General features: G+C 49.5%; 17 protein-coding genes. All 17 read right to left on the reverse strand.

The genetic code is table 11. The features are described from left to right. Positions 1 to 62: 62 nt before the first annotated feature. The 17 genes from PLA01S_RS12405 to rimP all read right to left on the reverse strand — a co-directional run bounded on the left by PLA01S_RS12405 (position 63) and on the right by rimP (position 17066). Positions 63 to 1109, reverse strand: a complete 1047-nt coding sequence (locus PLA01S_RS12405; RefSeq protein WP_127592487.1) for an aspartate-semialdehyde dehydrogenase — start codon at positions 1107 to 1109, stop codon at positions 63 to 65. Between the two features lie 82 nt (positions 1110 to 1191). Further along, positions 1192 to 1782, reverse strand: a complete 591-nt coding sequence (locus PLA01S_RS12410) for a dipicolinate synthase subunit B (RefSeq protein ID WP_127592488.1) — start codon at positions 1780 to 1782, stop codon at positions 1192 to 1194. After that, the gene (gene dpsA, locus PLA01S_RS12415) at positions 1783 to 2679 is read right to left on the reverse strand and encodes a dipicolinate synthase subunit DpsA (RefSeq protein ID WP_127592489.1); all 897 of its coding nucleotides are present in this window, start codon (positions 2677 to 2679) and stop codon (positions 1783 to 1785) included. Between the two features lie 242 nt (positions 2680 to 2921). Further along, positions 2922 to 3368, reverse strand: coding sequence for a dUTP diphosphatase (dut, locus tag PLA01S_RS12420; RefSeq protein ID WP_174819208.1), 447 nt, complete (start codon positions 3366 to 3368; stop codon positions 2922 to 2924). After that, positions 3343 to 4611 carry a M16 family metallopeptidase gene (locus tag PLA01S_RS12425; protein WP_127592491.1) on the reverse strand — a complete coding sequence of 423 codons (1269 nt, stop codon included), beginning with the start codon at positions 4609 to 4611 and terminating at the stop codon, positions 3343 to 3345. The genes dut and PLA01S_RS12425 overlap by 26 nt, the downstream gene beginning before the upstream one ends. 91 nt (positions 4612 to 4702) lie before the next feature. Continuing rightward, the gene (locus PLA01S_RS12430) at positions 4703 to 5695 is read right to left on the reverse strand and encodes a polysaccharide deacetylase family protein (protein ID WP_100538035.1); all 993 of its coding nucleotides are present in this window, start codon (positions 5693 to 5695) and stop codon (positions 4703 to 4705) included. Between the two features lie 214 nt (positions 5696 to 5909). Beyond that, positions 5910 to 8015 (reverse strand): polyribonucleotide nucleotidyltransferase, encoded by a 2106-nt coding sequence (gene pnp, locus PLA01S_RS12435; protein WP_100538036.1) that lies wholly within the window; start codon positions 8013 to 8015, stop codon positions 5910 to 5912. A 406-nt stretch (positions 8016 to 8421) separates the two neighbouring features. Continuing rightward, a complete protein-coding gene (gene rpsO / locus PLA01S_RS12440; protein ID WP_006211281.1) occupies positions 8422 to 8691 on the reverse strand; it encodes a 30S ribosomal protein S15 in 270 nt (89 codons plus the stop codon). Positions 8692 to 8856: 165 nt separating this feature from the next. After that, positions 8857 to 9810, reverse strand: coding sequence for a bifunctional riboflavin kinase/FAD synthetase (locus PLA01S_RS12445; protein WP_127592492.1), 954 nt, complete (start codon positions 9808 to 9810; stop codon positions 8857 to 8859). Positions 9811 to 9846: 36 nt separating this feature from the next. Next, the gene (gene truB / locus PLA01S_RS12450; RefSeq protein WP_127592493.1) at positions 9847 to 10758 is read right to left on the reverse strand and encodes a tRNA pseudouridine(55) synthase TruB; all 912 of its coding nucleotides are present in this window, start codon (positions 10756 to 10758) and stop codon (positions 9847 to 9849) included. Continuing rightward, complete coding sequence (locus tag PLA01S_RS12455) at positions 10755 to 11732, reverse strand: DHH family phosphoesterase (RefSeq protein ID WP_127592494.1); 978 nt, start codon at positions 11730 to 11732, stop codon at positions 10755 to 10757. The genes truB and PLA01S_RS12455 overlap by 4 nt, the downstream gene beginning before the upstream one ends. 30 nt (positions 11733 to 11762) lie before the next feature. After that, positions 11763 to 12116 (reverse strand): 30S ribosome-binding factor RbfA, encoded by a 354-nt coding sequence (gene rbfA, locus PLA01S_RS12460; protein WP_100538040.1) that lies wholly within the window; start codon positions 12114 to 12116, stop codon positions 11763 to 11765. 19 nt (positions 12117 to 12135) lie between these two features. After that, entirely contained in the window at positions 12136 to 14829 is a 2694-nt protein-coding gene (infB, locus tag PLA01S_RS12465; RefSeq protein ID WP_127592495.1) for a translation initiation factor IF-2, read from the reverse strand. Continuing rightward, the gene (locus PLA01S_RS12470; RefSeq protein ID WP_174819209.1) at positions 14822 to 15145 is read right to left on the reverse strand and encodes a YlxQ family RNA-binding protein; all 324 of its coding nucleotides are present in this window, start codon (positions 15143 to 15145) and stop codon (positions 14822 to 14824) included. Before PLA01S_RS12470 ends, infB begins: the two co-directional genes overlap by 8 nt. Continuing rightward, the gene (gene rnpM, locus PLA01S_RS12475) at positions 15138 to 15449 is read right to left on the reverse strand and encodes an RNase P modulator RnpM (protein ID WP_053492673.1); all 312 of its coding nucleotides are present in this window, start codon (positions 15447 to 15449) and stop codon (positions 15138 to 15140) included. Before rnpM ends, PLA01S_RS12470 begins: the two co-directional genes overlap by 8 nt. A 25-nt stretch (positions 15450 to 15474) precedes the next feature. Beyond that, positions 15475 to 16572 carry a transcription termination factor NusA gene (nusA, locus tag PLA01S_RS12480; RefSeq protein WP_076324961.1) on the reverse strand — a complete coding sequence of 366 codons (1098 nt, stop codon included), beginning with the start codon at positions 16570 to 16572 and terminating at the stop codon, positions 15475 to 15477. A 32-nt stretch (positions 16573 to 16604) separates the two neighbouring features. Further along, positions 16605 to 17066, reverse strand: a complete 462-nt coding sequence (gene rimP / locus PLA01S_RS12485; protein ID WP_076324962.1) for a ribosome maturation factor RimP — start codon at positions 17064 to 17066, stop codon at positions 16605 to 16607. Positions 17067 to 17117 lie beyond the last annotated feature (51 nt).

A 17117-nucleotide genomic window follows, 5' to 3' on the forward strand; every position in this document is an offset into this window, starting at 1 on the left:
CCTCCGTTTATATATGCCCAGGAGACGTAAATTTCGGGCCGACCGACTGAAACGGCCGGCTACTAAGCCTGGCCGTTCCGTTTGTTGACGATGATTTCCGCGATTTGCACGGCATTCCATGCAGCACCCTTCAGAAGATTATCTGAAACGATCCACATGTTAAGTCCACGCTTATGTCCCAGATCGCGGCGAAGCCTTCCTACGAATACATCCGGTTTCCCCACGGCATCCGTAGCAAGCGGATACGATTGTGCCGCTGGATCGTCAACCAGCGTAACACCGGGTGCATTCGACAGAAGTCGATGAACTTCTTCCAGATCATAGTCATTCTTGAATTCAACATACACGGATTCCGAATGCCCTCTAACGACCGGGATACGTACACAAGTAGCCGTCACTTCGATGGATTCGTCGCCCATAATTTTTTTGGTCTCGCGAACCATCTTCATTTCTTCCAAGGTATAACCATTCTCTGTAAATTTATCGATCTGCGGAATCGCGTTAAAGGCGATTTGATGCTTCACAGGCAACGATCCAACAGGTAAAATATCAGGCTGCACCTTTTGGCCGCCAAGAATCTCTTTGCTCTGGCGCAGCATTTCATCAATGGCTTGATGTCCGGCGCCAGAAACGGCTTGATAGGTTGAAACGATAATGCGGGATATGCCGTATGCGTCATGAAGCGGCTTCAGCGCGGCTACCATCTGAATCGTAGAGCAATTCGGATTCGCAATAATACCGTTATGTTCATCAATCTTCTCGGCGTTTACCTCCGGCACGACCAGCACTTTATCCGGATCCATGCGGAAGGCGTTGGTGTTATCGATGCATACCGCTCCATGGCGTACCGCATGTGGCGCAAGTGCCTTACTTACATCGCCGCCCGCACTGAACAGCGCGATATCGATTCCCGCAAAACTGTCAGGGGTTGCTTCTTCCACAAGGATCGCTTGGCCTTTGAAGTTCAAGACTTTACCGGCGGATCTTGCAGAGGACAACAGCTTTAACTCCGCAATCGGAAAATGACGCGACTCCAACAGCTTGAGAATCTGTTGCCCGACTGCGCCGGTTGCTCCAACAACGGCCACATTATAATGATGCTCGGTCATCTGGCTAAACTCCCCTTCATGAATGGAACTGCGGCTGTCACTTTTCTATGTTGCCCTTGTTGTTCAAAAGGCTTAAACGCGGTTAATTCGAATATTCTACGATCATCGGCTGCAGCTGTTTCCCTTCCAGTGCCGCATAACAGGCTTCCGGAATCAAATTCATTTTGGCGACAAGCGAGTTCGGCTTCTGCTGCGGGTTATCCTGTCCGTACGGGACAAAATATATGTTTTTTGTTACAAGCAGCTTAGCGATATTCGCCGCATTCAGTCCAAGGCCATCATTCGTTGAAATTGCCAGAACCAGCGGTCTGCAATTTCTCATCTGCGCCTTGGCTGCCATTAAAACAGGGCTGTCAGTCATCGCATTGGCCAGCTTGCTGGTCGTGTTTCCCGTGCATGGGGCGATAACCAGAACGTCAAGAAGCTTGGATGGACCTAGCGGTTCCGCCTCCACAATTGTAGAAATAATATCATTCCCGGTTATATCTTTCAACTGTTTCTGCCAATTCTCCGATGTGCCGAATCGGGTATCGGTTGTCATGATGGTGCTGGACACAATCGGCACCACGTTCGCTCCACCATCCTTGAACCGCTGGATCTGCGGCATCACTTCTTCAAGCGTGCAGTGCGATCCTGTCAGGGCATAACCCACTGTTATTCCATTCCAATTCATCTACGCATCCCCCCGAATCTTGATTTCTTCAGAAATCAGCTCCACCAGCGTGTTGGCCATAATGATGCCGGCTGTTTTAGGAGCCACGATTCCGGGTAGTCCGGGTGCGAGCATAGCTTTGATACCCCGTTTTTCGGCATAGCGAAAATCGCATCCGCCAGGTGCGGAGGCAAGGTCGATGATGACAGCCTCCCGAGGCATTTTCGAGATGATTTGTGCTGTGACTATCATAGTAGGAATCGTGTTAAAAAGCAAGTCAATATCCGACACATAAGAGCTCAGATCCCTTACCAGGAAGGGCTTCCAGCCCATTTCCTCAGCTCTGGCATAGTGCTCCGATTTGCGTACGCCCATCCGAATTTTGGCACCCAGGCCTTGCAGGCTGCGTGCCATTGTGAATCCTGTCCGTCCCATGCCAAGCACCATGCTAGTTGATCCGTGAATCGTAAAATCCGTGTTTTGGATCGCCATCATCAGTGCCCCTTCCGCTGTCGGAATGGAATTATAGATGGCTACATCGTCCCTCTCCAAAATCTCTACCAGCTTGATCTTATATTTGTCACATAGCGAGCGTAAATAGGGTTTCGCCATGCCTGTATAGATCACTCCATGTCCGGGCATCGCTGAGATATGTTCCTCCTGCAGTCGCAATGGCCCTTCTGAGAACAGCGCGCTGACACGTCCCTCATCATCACATCCCACGACAGGCAGGATCAGAGCATCGGCATTCGATAACAGCTCTGGCGTGAGCGGCTCGCGAGTCACTCCCTGAAAAGAATCCTGCAGTTTCTCAAACCCGGCGATCATGACAGAGGCATCCATCTCAGCGCATTTTCGTATGACCTCAATTTGCCTTGCGTCTCCTCCAACAAAGACGGTCCGGACTCCAGTCAGCATGGAAGGCCTCGCTCCTTTCTTCTAACCAATGTATAAACCATCTTATGCCGCCGCCTATATGGTGGTGAGCGCATTTCAATTAAACTACCGCCTTAACGCAATAAATACCGCTATAAACGACGAGGCCGGAACGGAATCCATTTTCATGAAGGCTAATGTAAAAAAACACCGCCCGGCATAAGCCGGAGCGGTGTGCGTGGTAAAACCATGATGATAATCCCCTAAATTGTACATGATATGGTTTACTTCCCGGTGTGACCGAATCCGCCTGCACCCCGTACGGTGTCCGACAACTCGTCAACTTCCATGAATTCTACGGCAGGGACGGTTTTGAACACCATCTGGGCAATGCGTTCATTACGCTCAATTGCAAACGGTTCTTGTCCCAAATTCACCAGCAGCACCTTCACTTCCCCGCGATAATCAGCATCAATCGTACCCGGAGCATTCAGGCAGGTAATGCCATGTTTGTAAGCCAGTCCGCTGCGCGGACGGATTTGAGCTTCAAGCTCGGCCGGCATGGCAATCGCAAAACCGGTCGGGATCAATTTGCGCTCACCGGGGTTCAATACCACCGGCTCGTGAACCGCCGCATGCAGATCAAAACCTGCGGCTAGTTCGGACATTTTTACGGGAAGTTTTACATCTTCATTACCTGGCAATCTATTGATTTGAACGTAGTGCAACAAATTCATTCCTCCTAAGTACATTCAGTGCTTTATCTGAAGTTCCTACCATCGCTAGTGCATATGGAGTCCCAAACATACGGTCAAGAACCGCGTCGACATCCTTCATCTCCACCTGTTCAATCCGCTTAATGATTTCATCGAGGCTGAAATGGCGACCCAGCATCAATTCGTTCTTACCCAAGCGATTCATGCGGCTGCTCGTGCTCTCCAAACTCAGGATGAGACTGCCCTTCAGTTGTTCCTTCCCTTTGCGCAGCTCTTCCTCCGTCATCCCGTTCTGTGCCAGATCTTGCAGCATTTCCGTGGTCAGCTGAAGGACTTCCTTTGTCTGCTTGGGCGCTGTGCCTGCATAAATGGTGAACATCCCGTTATCTGCGTGCGAACTATGATAGGAGTATACCGAATAAGCCAATCCGCGCTTCTCCCGGATTTCCTGAAACAAGCGTGAACTCATGCCGCCGCCAATGGCATTATTCAACAATACCATTGCATACTGAAGCTCGTCTCCGATGGAGCAGCCGGGAAACGACATGCAGATATGATTCTGCTCTGTTTTCTTCTTACGGAATTGAACACCGTCCAAAAAGGCGGGCACGGCCAGCAGCTCAGAGCTGCCGTGATTGGAAAAGCCGCCAAAATGACGTTCTAACAGCTCGATCACTTCATCATTAATGTTGCCTGCCAAGGCAATCACCGTGTTCTCAATGGTATAGTGTTTGTCCATGTAAGCTCTCAGCGCTTGCGAATCCATCGATTCAAGCCGTTCCTTCGTGCCGAGAATCGGATAAGCCAGCGGATGATCGCCGTACGCCGATAACGACATCAGGTCATGAACCAGATCATCCGGCGTATCCTCATACATCGCGATCTCTTCCAGAATGACATTCTTCTCCTTGGCTAACTCGCCCGCATCCAGCTTCGAGTTGAAGAACATGTCGGACAATACGTCAACCGCAATCGGAAAATGCTCATCCAGCACCTTGGCGTAATAACACGTATATTCCTTGGACGTAAAAGCGTTGACGTTTCCGCCGATAGCATCAAATTCTTCAGCAATGGCGCGGGCGTCAAAACGCTCCGTCCCTTTGAACATCATGTGCTCTATAAAATGCGTAATCCCGTTGATGTCCTCCGATTCATTGCGGGATCCGGTCTTTACCCAAATACCGAATGAAACCGAACGACTTGTCGGGATTTGCTCCATAACCACTCTCAGGCCGTTAGACAATTGTATTTTTTTCACGAGGGCCCCCCTAACTGTTCCATCCAGGATCACTTTAGCTGATTACCAGCCTCATGCCATCCATTCATTCTATCAAACTTTACCATACGGCTCAACTTCCCTTCGGCATGATTCGCTCAGGAGAAAGCGTCTGGCTGACGGTTCCAATTTCCAGCCCTTTGGCCCGTATTCCGTCAATCATTCCCTTTAATGCTTGGGACGAGGAATCGGTGGGGTGCATCAAAATCAGGAAACCCGGCTCCACCTTCGTAGAGATCTTCTGTACGACAGCATCCGGTGCAGGATGCTTCCAATCCACCGTATCGAGCGTCCATAGGACCGTCTTCAATCCCCTTGCCTGGGCGATGGATACGGTCTGCTGATTAAAATCACCGGAAGGCGGCGCAAACCATTTGTTCTCCACACCGAGGCTTTCTTTAAGCAGCTCCTGCGTCTTCGCAATTTCCAGCTCCGCCCGATCCCTGCTGAGACGACTCATATTCGGATGCGTATAGGCATGATTCTCCACCTCATGACCTCGTTTCAGAATTTCACCGGCCAGCTCCGGGTTCTTCTTCAACCAGCTCCCATCCAGGAAAAAGGTCGTCTTCACGTTCTCCGCATCCAGCGTGTCCAGCATCGGCACCAGAAATTCATTCCCCCAGGCCACGTTAATCATCAGCGACACCATCGGCTTGTTGGGGTTGCCTCGATAGATCGGTTGATCTCCAAGATCATGAAGCGTTACTTTGGCCGGAATTTGCCGGTATACATAAGGGATGGCCTCTCCGGCTTTTCGCTTTTTCGACGATGCTGCTTGGTATGTAGCTTCAATATCGATTTCGAGTCCATTATAACCGGGAATCGCTTTCCACACGGAGTCCACCCTGGCATCCACCGGCTCAATGCGTGATTTTGCCGCGGCGGCTTCGATTTGACTCAATAAATCCAGGTCTACTGCCGTCTCTGAACCGCTAACAAGTTGCCCCTCGGGTTTAATCTGCAGTCCCGAAACATATCCCCAGGCCCCGCTGAACACAGCAACAGCCGACACCATTGCGGCACCGGTTAGCAGCACAACCATCTTTTTTCCATTCATGGGCATATCCACCCTCCCCTTGAGAAGCTTTGTCCCATTTTATGTAGGTTCAGGAGGAAATATGTGCCGCAAAGTGGGCTTACGCTGTGAAGCCTGTTTTAGATGCTTGTCCAAGAGCTTACGAATCCCATGAGCCGTAATGATTAAAAAAAGAGCCAGAATGATAGGTTCTGCCTCTTTTTGCTTCTATCTATATGCTGTTAAACAAACAAAGCGCGGATTAAGATCCGCTCTTGTTTGTTTCCGCAGTCAAAACCGCTTTGCGAGACAGGTTAATCCGTCCCTGCTGGTCGATTTCGGTAACCTTCACGGTAATGACGTCACCGATGGCAACCACGTCCTCTACCTTCGCTACGCGCTCAGTCGAGAGCTGGGAGATATGAACAAGCCCGTCTTTGTTAGGCAGGATTTCAACGAAAGCACCGAATTTCTCAATTCGTTTTACAGTACCTGTATAGATTTCGCCAACAGCTACCTCACGCACGATGCCTTCGATAATCGAAAGAGCTTTTTTGTTCATCTCATCGTTGGAAGATGCAATAAACACGCGGCCGTCTTGTTCGATATCGATCTTCACGCCGGTTTCTTCGATGATTTTGTTGATGATCTTGCCGCCGGCGCCGATCACGTCGCGAATTTTGTCCGGATTGATCTGCATCGTAATAATCTTAGGCGCATATTGGGACAACGTTTCTCTTGGCTTTTGAATGGCTTCTGCCATTTTTCCAAGGATATGCATGCGTCCTTCTTTTGCCTGCTGCAGGGCTTCTTGCAAAATCGCGCGGTCGATACCGTCAATCTTGATATCCATTTGAATGGCGGTAACTCCGTCAGGTGTCCCTGCAACCTTGAAGTCCATGTCGCCGAGATGGTCTTCCATCCCTTGAATATCCGTTAAGATGGAAACATGATCTCCGTCTTTAATCAAGCCCATCGCCACGCCGGCTACAGGTGCTTTAATCGGTACCCCTGCATCCATCATAGCAAGTGTGCTTGCACAAATACTTGCTTGGGAGGTCGAACCGTTCGATTCAATAACTTCAGATACGAGACGAATCGTATACGGGAATTCCACTTCATTCGGAATGACCTTCGACAACGCACGTTCACCGAGTGCACCGTGACCAATTTCACGACGGCCCGGAGCGCGAAGCGGACGAGCTTCCCCTACGCTGAACGGCGGGAAGTTGTAATGGTGCATGAAACGCTTGGTCTCTTCCAGATCGATTCCATCGAGAATCTGTACATCACCTAGAGCACCTAGTGTACATACGCTAAGAGCCTGGGTTTGTCCACGTGTAAACAGACCGGAACCATGCGTTCTAGGCAGCAGGCTGGTATCGCAATCGATAGGACGGATCTCAGACAGACCACGACCGTCCGGCCGAACCTTGTCATGCGTGATCAAACGTCGAACTTCTTCCTTCACGATATCGTGAAGCACTTCTTTAACATCCTTCAACAGCTCAGGTGTCTCGATATACTTCTCTTCAAATACGGTATATGCTTCATCATTGATAGCGTCAATCGCATCCTGGCGGGCATGCTTCTCCTCAATGCGAACAGCTTCAACAAGACGAGCTTCGGCAAAATCGCGCACTTCACGATTCACCGTTTCATTGACCGCATGAAGTTTAACCGCCATTTTCTCTTTACCGCAAGCGGCCACGAGTTCTTCGATCTTGGCTACGATTTTCTTGATTTCCTCATGCCCAAACATGATTGCTTCCAGCATGACTTCCTCAGGAACTTCGTTTGCTTCAGCTTCAACCATCATGATTGCATCTTTGGTACCTGAAACAACAAGATAGATGTCACTTGCTTCCTGCTGCGCAATATCCGGATTCACCACAAAATTGCCATCAACACGCCCTACGGCTACGCCGCCGATCGGGCCGTTAAAAGGCACATCCGAGATGCTCAAGGCAGCGGAAGTACCGATCATTGCCGCGATTTCCGGCTCGCAATCCTGATCGACGCTCATGACGAGATTCAGAACCTGTACATCATTACGGAATCCTTCTGGGAACAACGGACGAATCGGACGGTCTGTCAGACGGCTGGCAAGAATCGCTTTCTCGCTTGGTCTGCCTTCGCGTTTGATGAATCCACCCGGAATTTTACCGACAGCGTACAAACGCTCCTCGTAGTTGACCGTCAATGGAAAGAAATCCAAATCCTTCGGTTCACTGGAAGCTGTCACTGTACACAGGACTGCCGTTTCGCCGTAACGAACCATCACAGCCGCATTTGCCTGCTTCGCAAGGCGCCCTGTTTCGAACACGAGGGGTCTTCCGCCAAGCTGCATTTCAACACGTGTTTCCATGTAATCCCTCCTCATGGGGATAAATTTTTTTTAAAATCTTCTACCACCAGCATGTCTTTTGCAAAACGCTGTCCACATTTCCTAACCAGAGCCATCCAAACGGTCGAAATCGCAAACCTATGTACAGGAACAACCCGAACCGTATAGAACATTCTCCGTATAGATTGCCCCTGGTTATACTAATTAAGCGAAAATTAGCGAACAGACCACGCCTACAATCTGTAAAGAATCTATATTAAGATAACCCCACAAAGTGGAGTTTAGGCTATGAAGCGTACGCAGTACTTTGTGGGGAAGCTCGAAAACGGTAAATTGTACAATACTTAGAAAAGAGCCCGGCTGTGCCGCTGTCGTTCCAAGAAGGACAGTGGACAACCAGGCTGTTTTCGGCACATCTTATGGATGATTAGCGACGCAATCCAAGCTTCTCGATCAAAGCACTGTAACGTTTAACATCCTTGTTTTTCAAGTATGCAAGCAACTTACGGCGTTGGCCGACCATTTTCAACAATCCGCGACGGGAATGATGATCCTTCTTGTGTGTACGCAAGTGGTCAGTCAAGTTCGTAATGTTTTCCGTTAGGATAGCGATTTGCACCTCTGGAGATCCTGTATCGGACTCATGAGTTTTGTGCTCGTCAATCAGTTGTTGTTTACGTTCTTGAGTTAATGCCATCCTGTTCACCTCCCTCATTATAATCGCCGTTGGCCCAGGTACCGACGGTGAGATCGAACATCCAAGCCAAGGTTAGAATTGCCCAATCTTCGGGCAACCTCTAAGAGTATAGCATACTTTACCTGAAAAAGAAAATCCGTTTGCGGACAATTTGTCCCAAAACGTTTATTCACTGACTTTCAAAATTTTGCGGGCCTCGACGGCATCTCGCTGAATCCATTCCACAAGTTCCTGAACCGATTCGAATTTATGCTCCTTGCGGATATATTGAACGATATCTACCGTCATGATCTGATCATACAGATCCCCTTCAAAATCAAACAAATGCACCTCAAAGATAGGCTCTGTGATCCCTTCATGGAACGTTGGCTTCACGCCGATGTTCATCACGCCCGGAATCCAGTTGTGATGCTGATCCGTCCGTGCCCGAACGGCATAGACACCTAGTGCCGGTACCACGAACGGATCCGTCAATTCCAGGTTAGCGGTAGGAAAACCGATCTTCCTCCCCCGCTTCTCCCCATGAATGACCGTGCCGCGGATATGGTAATTCCGTCCGAGCCAGCGATTTGCATCCGACAGCTGCCCCGTTTTCAAGGCAATCCGTATGGATGAACTCCCCACCTTCTCGCTATCGACCAAGAACGGCGGAACCGTAACGACAGACATCCTGCCTTCACCAAGTTCCTGAAGTTTGACAGCATCACCGGCGCCTTTATGGCCGAACCGGAAATCAAATCCGACAACCGCCGTTTGAAGATTCAAGGGAAACAGCATCTCTTCAACAAACGTTTCCGGACTCACCTGGGAGAACTCTTTATTAAACTCGACAACGTACAAAATATCGATGCCCATCTCCTCAAGCAGCTGCTGCTTGTCAGGTTGAGGTGTCAGATAACCCTCATAGCTCCCTTTACCAATCACGTCTTTCGGATGAGGATAAAAGGTAATGAGTGCGGCCGGCACTCCATTCTCCCGCGCGATATTGACAGCCGTTGAAAGCACGCTGGCATGTCCCAGGTGAAGACCGTCGAACTGGCCGATTGCAGCTACCTTCGGCTCGGCAGCTTCTCGTACGATATCGGAAGATACAGGATAAGATAAAGAAACAACCCTCATAAAATACTCACCTCCACTCACTAAATCCAGTCGTGCTTAGGAAAATACTTTCACAGGAACGATAGCCCCTGTCTCCTCTTGCCGCTTATAGATTCCCAGAAAGTTTTCCTTTATATCATACAAGCGAATAGGCTCCGAGCTGTCAACAGGCGGTTCCACCGCTCTTGATGACAAGCGCTGTCCCTGCAGGGCAGCATCCGTTTTCTCTTCAGAAACCGTATGCTTCGGCAGATAATCAATCGCTTGATCCACGGGAATAAGCCGGGTGTGCAGCGTTTCATCCTTCATGAACTGCTCAATTTGCTCCAGGGTTAAGCACTGCTCCTCTGAGATTCCCGCCGATACCGTGCGTACCAGCTTAACCATGACAGATGGCACGCCGAGCTTCCTCCCGATATCCACACAAAGCGTGCGGATGTATGTACCTTTGGAGCACAATACCCGAAAAGAAATTTCCGTATAATCCCCTTCAGCATCAAAATCCGTCATCTCGATTTCATGAATCGTTACGGTCCGGCTCTTGCGTTCCACTGTTTTACCTTCTCTGGCAAGCTCGTATAATCGTTTACCATTGATTTTAACAGCGGAAAACATGGGTGGGATCTGAGAGATCTGGCCTGTAAAAGATTGAAGCGCTTCAAGCGCCTCCTCCCTGGTCACATGAACATCATCTGCCGTCTCCACCACATTCCCGGTAATATCCTCGGTATCCGTCGAATATCCGAGGCGGAGGACCGCATGATACTCTTTAGGCAGTTCCTGCAGGTATTCCACAACTCGGGTAGCTCTCCCCAGGCATAACGGCAGCACGCCCGTGACTTCGGGGTCCAGCGTACCCGTATGTCCGATTCGCTTCAAACGAACCATTCCCCGAACCTTCGCGACCACGTCGTGGGATGTCCAGCCTGCTGGTTTGTGAACGGCCAAGATGCCTTCTAATTGCGTCATAGCTTTAATCTCACCTGCTCTACTACTTTAGGGATGATGTCGTGCAGGGAGCCTTCAATGCTGCAACCGGCTGCCCGAACATGGCCGCCTCCTCCAAATATCTGGGCTAATGCAGCAACATCCACTTTTCCGGCTGACCGCAAACTCGCCTTAACCATTCCGGACTTCAGCGACTTGAACAGAATCCCGACTTCAACACCCTGAATGTTTCGGGGGTAATTGACTATCCCTTCCAGATCCTCGCTCACGGCGCCGCATGATTCCATATGCTCAGGCGTTACGTATACCCAGGCTATTTTGCCGTCATCCGACACGCTTAACGTATTTAACGCCTGAACCAGCACCTTCATCTGTGGAAGCGTCATTTCCTCTAGTAACGTTTCCGCAATTTCGGGTCCGTTCACGCCGTAGGACAACAAATTGGAAGCTATGCTCATGACCTTGGGCGATGTATTCGAATAACGAAAACCGCCGGTATCCGTTAGCAACCCCGTATAAATCGCCGTTGCAATTTCGGCATCCCAGTTCACTTCAAACAAATTCAACAAATCATAAAGAATTTCTGCGGTTGCTGCCGCTTCCGGCACGACCAGGTTGACGGCTCCATATCGATCATTCGTTGGATGATGATCAATATTAACGATGCTTGCATGATCGGCAAATACCTGCTTCGTATAGCCTACTCTAGCAAAATCCGCACAATCGACACAAATGACGTGTGAGAACGTTCTTCCTGGCTGCTGTTCAGACAGATTGAGAATGTCTTCTGCATGCCATAACATTTTCATGCGTTTTGGAATGGGCCCCTCATTAATCATCGTGAATTTCTTGCCCAGACATGAGAGAAGCCAGCCCACCGCAAGGGTGGAACTGACTGCATCTCCATCGGGCTGAACATGCGACACAACCAAATAATCATCGTGCTCCAGCAGGAATGATTTCACCTGCTGCAGCTCTTGTTCATAGGTCTGCATTCGCCCTCTCCTTTATAAAAACGAACTACTCTATTTCTCTTCGCGATCCACGATTTCGGTCAGCAGCTTCTCGATATGGCTGCCATACGCAATGGAATCATCGAATTTGAAGATCAGCTCCGGCACATGCCGGAGTCGAATCCGCTTGCCCAGCTCGGAGCGGAGAAAGCCGCTTGCCTTATCCAACCCTTTCAAGGAAGCTGCCTTCTGCTCGTCGTCGCCGAGCACACTCAGGTATACCTTCGCTTGAGACAGGTCATTTGTAACATCAACACCGGTCACTGTAATGAAACCGATTCTTGGGTCTTTCATCTCCGTTTGGATCAGTTGGCTGAGCTCTTTTTTAATCTGCTCGCCTACGCGCCCAGTTCTGATTTTTGCCATGGTCTGATCACCTCATTCGTTAGCGCTCTACCGTCTCCATGATGAAGGCTTCGATTACGTCCCCTTCTTTGACGTCGCTATAGCTTACCAAGGTAATACCGCACTCATAACCCTGTGCCACTTCTTTAGCGTCATCTTTAAAGCGCTTGAGGGAATCGATCTTGCCTTCATGAACGACAATGCCGTCACGGATCAAGCGAGCTTCTGCGTTACGCGTAATTTTACCGGATGTCACCATACATCCTGCAATCGTACCCACTTTGCTCACTTTAAAGGTGCTGCGGACTTCCGCATGACCGATCACGGTTTCTTTGTACTCCGGATCGAGCATCCCCTTCATAGCTTGCTCAATTTCCTCGATTACATTATATATTACACGGTGCAGACGAATATCAACCTTTTCCTGCTCGGCGGTTTGCTTCGCTTGAACGTCCGGACGAACGTTAAAGCCGATAACAATCGCGTTGGAGGCAGCTGCCAAAATAATGTCGGATTCCGTGATCGCCCCGGCACCGCTGTGGATAATTTTGACGCGAACGCCTTCCACCTCGATTTTGTTCAAGGAACCTTTCAGTGCCTCAACAGAACCTTGTACGTCACCTTTGATAATCACGTTAAGATCCTTGATCTCACCGTCTTTAATGTGTTGGAACAGATCATCCAGCGTCACGCGGGTATTCGTGTTCAACTCGGATTGACGATGGGTAATCGCACGCTTATCAGCGATATTACGGGCTTTACGCTCATCCTCAAACACCATAAACGGATCGCCGGCGCCCGGAACTTCAGTCAAACCGGTAATTTCAACCGGTGTTGAAGGACCCGCTTCTTTTAATCGACGGCCTTTATCGTTCACCATCGCACGAATACGTCCAAAGCAGTTGCCCGCTACGAAGGCGTCGCCCACTTTCAATGTGCCATGCTGAACGAGAATGCGTGCTACCGGACCTCTGCCTTTATCCAGCTCAGCCTCAATAACGGTACCGCGTGCGCGTTTGTCAGGGTTTGCTTTATATTCATTCACTTCTGCTACCAGAAGGATCATTTCAAGCAAGTCTTCCAGACCCATCCGCTGTTTCGCCGAAACGTTAACAAAGATGGTATCTCCGCCCCACTCTTCGGGCACTAACTCGTATTCCGTCAATTCTTGTTTGACTTTATCTGGATTAGCGTCCGGTTTATCGATTTTGTTCACGGCAACGATGATCGGCAAACCTGCTGCTTTCGCATGGTTAATTGCTTCGACCGTCTGTGGCATCACGCCGTCGTCAGCCGCAACCACGATGATTGTCATATCCGTTACTTGTGCACCACGGGCACGCATAGCCGTAAACGCTTCGTGACCCGGTGTATCCAGGAACGTAATCTTCTTGTTATTGATCTCGACTTGGTAAGCACCGATATGCTGCGTAATACCGCCTGCTTCGCCACTGGATACGTTCGTGGAACGGATCGCATCAAGCAGCGTCGTTTTACCGTGGTCGACGTGACCCATAATGGTAACGACCGGTGGACGCTCTTTCAGTTCTTCCGGAGCATCGTTTTCTTCAACGGTCTCAAAACGATCTTCCTCTACCGGAATTTTCACTTCGACTTCTACACCGAATTCGCCAGCAAGCAATAGAATCGTATCGATATCCAGCTCCTGGTTAATGGTGGCCATCACGCCGAGGAAAATCAGCTTCTTGATGACTTCGGAAGCGTCCTTATGAAGCAGCTTCGCCGTTTCACCGACGGTCATGTTGCCACGGACGATAATTTTCTTCGGCGTGTTGTCGATTTTCTCACGAGGCGGCTGCTGATTATGTTGATTCCGACCGCGGTTGTTCTTTCCACCGCGATTGTTGCCACGGAATCCTCCCTGACGGTTGTCATCAAAACGCTTGGAGTCTGAACGATTGTTATTGTTGTTTCTGGAACCGCGGTTCTGGCCGTTGCTATTATTGTTATTGCTATTAGCTCCTGAGAATCCGCCTCCGGTTCCACCCGGCTTGCTCTGCGGACGAGCCCCGCCTTGGTTGTTGCTGCCCTGAGGACGCGCTCCACCTTGATTACTACCTTGCGGACGTGCTCCGCCTTGATTATTGCCTTGCGGACGTGCGCCGCCTTGACCTGCGCCCTGAGGACGTGATCCGGTCTGCGTGCTGCCGCCTGGTCGAGATGCTTGGCTACGATTGTTCTGCTGACTTCCTTGTGCGGATCCAGACTGATTTCTTCGGGTATCCTGCCCTCCTTGGGGACGCTGGGAACCTGAAGCATTCTGAGTGTTTTGATTCGTTCTACTATTCATACCTACCTGCTTTTCCTGTTGTTTTTTGGGCTGGCTTTGACCTTGTTGTTCTGGTGCTTTCTGTCCTGAATTACGCATACCGTCCTGCCCATTACGGTTGCCTTCGGCACTCACGCTAGCGGAAGTGCCTTCTGTTTTTGCATTGGATACAGTTGCAGCCGCATTGGCTCCGGAAACCGCTGGTTTACGATTCTCGGTTCGGGAAGCGTCTCCACTATCCCGCTTGGCTGCTGCATTCGATTTGATATCTTTGAAGAACTGCTCTACCTTGGACACCGTATCGTTTTCCATTACGCTCATATGGTTATTGACCGGAATGTTCAAACGTTTAAGGATCGTGATGATTTCTTTACTGCTCATGTTCAACGATTTAGCATATTCGTATACTCGAAGTTTATTGTCTTTGTTTTCCTGTTTACTCAATATACTCCACCTCCGACATTGTCTCCAGTTTCTTGGAGATCATTTCTGCGAATCCTTGATCCGTAACTGCCAGCACAACCCGCTCGGGTTTACCTACACTTGTGCCCAGACTTTCCCGGTCAAATCCGATTACCAGAGGGATATTGTAAGAACCGCATTTATCGCGGAACTTCTTTGTTGTATTAACTGAGGCGTCACCCGCCAGAATAACCAATTTTGCTTCAGAAGACCGGATGGCTTTGAGCACGATCTCATCCCCGGTAACCACCTTACCTGCCCTCATGGCCAGGCCGAGCTGAGAAAGCGCCCTATTCATCATCGGCAGCACTCTCTTTTGCAGCGAGGAATTCATCTTCCACCTTGATGAAATCCTGTGCCAACTGTTCATAGATCTCAGGTTTCACATGTTGTTTCAACGCTCGATCCAGTGCTTTATTTTTGTGTGCCAGCTTGAAGCAGGAAACTTTTCCGCATAAATACGCTCCCCGTCCCGACTTTTTGCCGGTGAGATCAATCAGAACAGCATCTTCGGGCGTCCTAACAATCCGGATAAGCTCTTTTTTCGGCATCATTTCCTGACACGCTACACATTTACGCAGCGGTATCTTTCTCTGTTTCAAGACGACAACCCCCTGTCATTTGGAATTAATCGACAGAGACGGAATCCTGGTGCATTTCACCTGATTGGGACTTCGGTCTGCCAAATTCCTGCTCCGCCTGACTTTCGCTCTTAATATCGATCTTCCAGCCTGTCAGCTTCGCCGCAAGACGAGCATTCTGGCCTTTGATCCCAATCGCAAGCGAGAGTTGATAATCCGGAACAATTACGCGCGCCATCTTCTCATCTTCAAATACTTGAACTTCAAGTACTTTGGATGGGCTCAGCGCATTGGCCACGTATTCTTCAACCTGATCGGAATAACGCACGATGTCAATTTTTTCGCCGCGAAGCTCATTGACAATCGTCTGTACGCGCATGCCCTTAGGTCCAACGCAAGAACCAACCGGATCGACTTCATCGTTACGGGAAAATACCGCAATTTTGGAGCGGAATCCAGCTTCGCGCGCAACCGAGCGGATTTCAACAACGCCGTCAAAGATTTCCGGCACTTCAAGCTCGAACAGGCGCTTCAAAAGGCCCGGATGCGTACGGGACAGCATAATTTGCGGACCCTTGGTTGTGTTCTCAACCTTGGTAATGTAAGCTTTGATCCGGTCGCCATGCTTGAACTTCTCGTTAGGCATCAACTCGGTAAGCGGCAAGGCTGCTTCGATCTTGCCAAGGTCGATATAAATGTTACGTAAATCTTGACGCTGCAGCGTACCCGTTACGATATCATCTTCCTTGTCAATAAAAGCGCTGTAGATCAGGCCGCGCTCGGCTTCTCTAATGCGCTGGGTAACAACTTGCTTTGCCGTTTGAGCTGCAATCCGTCCAAAATCACGCGGCGTAACCTCGATTTCCGCTATATCTTCAATCTGAAAATGCGGATTGATTTCCCGGGCCGCATGCAGCGAAATTTCAGTCCGCGGATCCAGCACCTCGTCCACAATCAGCTTCCGCGCGAACACCTTGATGACACCCGTATTGCGATTCATGTCTACCCGTACATTTTGCGCCGTGTTGAAATTGCGCTTGTAACTTGAGATCAGTGCCGCTTCAATGGCTTCAAACAGCACATCCTTGCTGATGCCCTTTTCTCTTTCCAACTCATTCATCGCTTCAATAAAATCCATACTCATTGAAAATCGGTTCCCCCTTTCAAAACTTCTGTTTAAAAAATGATGGCCAATCTGGCACTGGCTACTTTTGCATATGGAATCACGTGCTGCTTCTTGACGGTTTGAATGACTAGCTCCTCATTATCAAAGGATTCCAGCTTGCCTTCAAACTCTTTCAACCCGTTAATCGGCTCGTATACCGTAACAAACACGTTCTTGCCGACCGACTTCGCAACATCCTCTTTTTTCTTAAGGGGACGTTCCGCGCCAGGAGAAGAGACTTCAAGAAAATAAGCTGTCGGGATAGGATCGTTCTCGTCCAGCTTCTGGCTCAGGTATTCACTGATTAAACCGCAATCGTCAATGTCAATGCCGCCGTCTTTATCAACAAACACGCGCAAGAACCAGTTGCTTCCTTCCTTAACGTATTCCACATCTACCAGTTCAAAGCCGTGTTCGTCCAAATACGGCTGCACCATTTCTTCCACAGTCGTTTTAATCTTTGATGTGCTCAAAGAACATAACCTCCAAGTTGATTTCCTATATACCAAAGAGTAAAGAGTGGG

The organism is Paenibacillus lautus NBRC 15380, assembly GCF_004000945.1.
Classification (GTDB): Bacteria; Bacillota; Bacilli; order Paenibacillales; family Paenibacillaceae; genus Paenibacillus_AQ; species Paenibacillus_AQ lautus.

Coding starts and splice junctions, on each gene's coding strand:
- PLA01S_RS12405 (WP_127592487.1), bottom strand. CDS start 1,109: ATGACCGAGCATCATTATAATGTGGCCGTTGTTGGAGCAACCGGCGCA.
- PLA01S_RS12410 (WP_127592488.1), bottom strand. CDS start 1,782: ATGAATTGGAATGGAATAACAGTGGGTTATGCCCTGACAGGATCGCAC.
- dpsA (WP_127592489.1), bottom strand. CDS start 2,679: ATGCTGACTGGAGTCCGGACCGTCTTTGTTGGAGGAGACGCAAGGCAA.
- PLA01S_RS12430 (WP_100538035.1), bottom strand. CDS start 5,695: ATGCCCATGAATGGAAAAAAGATGGTTGTGCTGCTAACCGGTGCCGCA.
- pnp (WP_100538036.1), bottom strand. CDS start 8,015: ATGGAAACACGTGTTGAAATGCAGCTTGGCGGAAGACCCCTCGTGTTC.
- rpsO (WP_006211281.1), bottom strand. CDS start 8,691: ATGGCATTAACTCAAGAACGTAAACAACAACTGATTGACGAGCACAAA.
- PLA01S_RS12445 (WP_127592492.1), bottom strand. CDS start 9,810: ATGAGGGTTGTTTCTTTATCTTATCCTGTATCTTCCGATATCGTACGA.
- truB (WP_127592493.1), bottom strand. CDS start 10,758: ATGACGCAATTAGAAGGCATCTTGGCCGTTCACAAACCAGCAGGCTGG.
- PLA01S_RS12455 (WP_127592494.1), bottom strand. CDS start 11,732: ATGCAGACCTATGAACAAGAGCTGCAGCAGGTGAAATCATTCCTGCTG.
- rbfA (WP_100538040.1), bottom strand. CDS start 12,116: ATGGCAAAAATCAGAACTGGGCGCGTAGGCGAGCAGATTAAAAAAGAG.
- PLA01S_RS12470 (WP_174819209.1), bottom strand. CDS start 15,145: ATGAATAGGGCGCTTTCTCAGCTCGGCCTGGCCATGAGGGCAGGTAAG.
- nusA (WP_076324961.1), bottom strand. CDS start 16,572: ATGAGTATGGATTTTATTGAAGCGATGAATGAGTTGGAAAGAGAAAAG.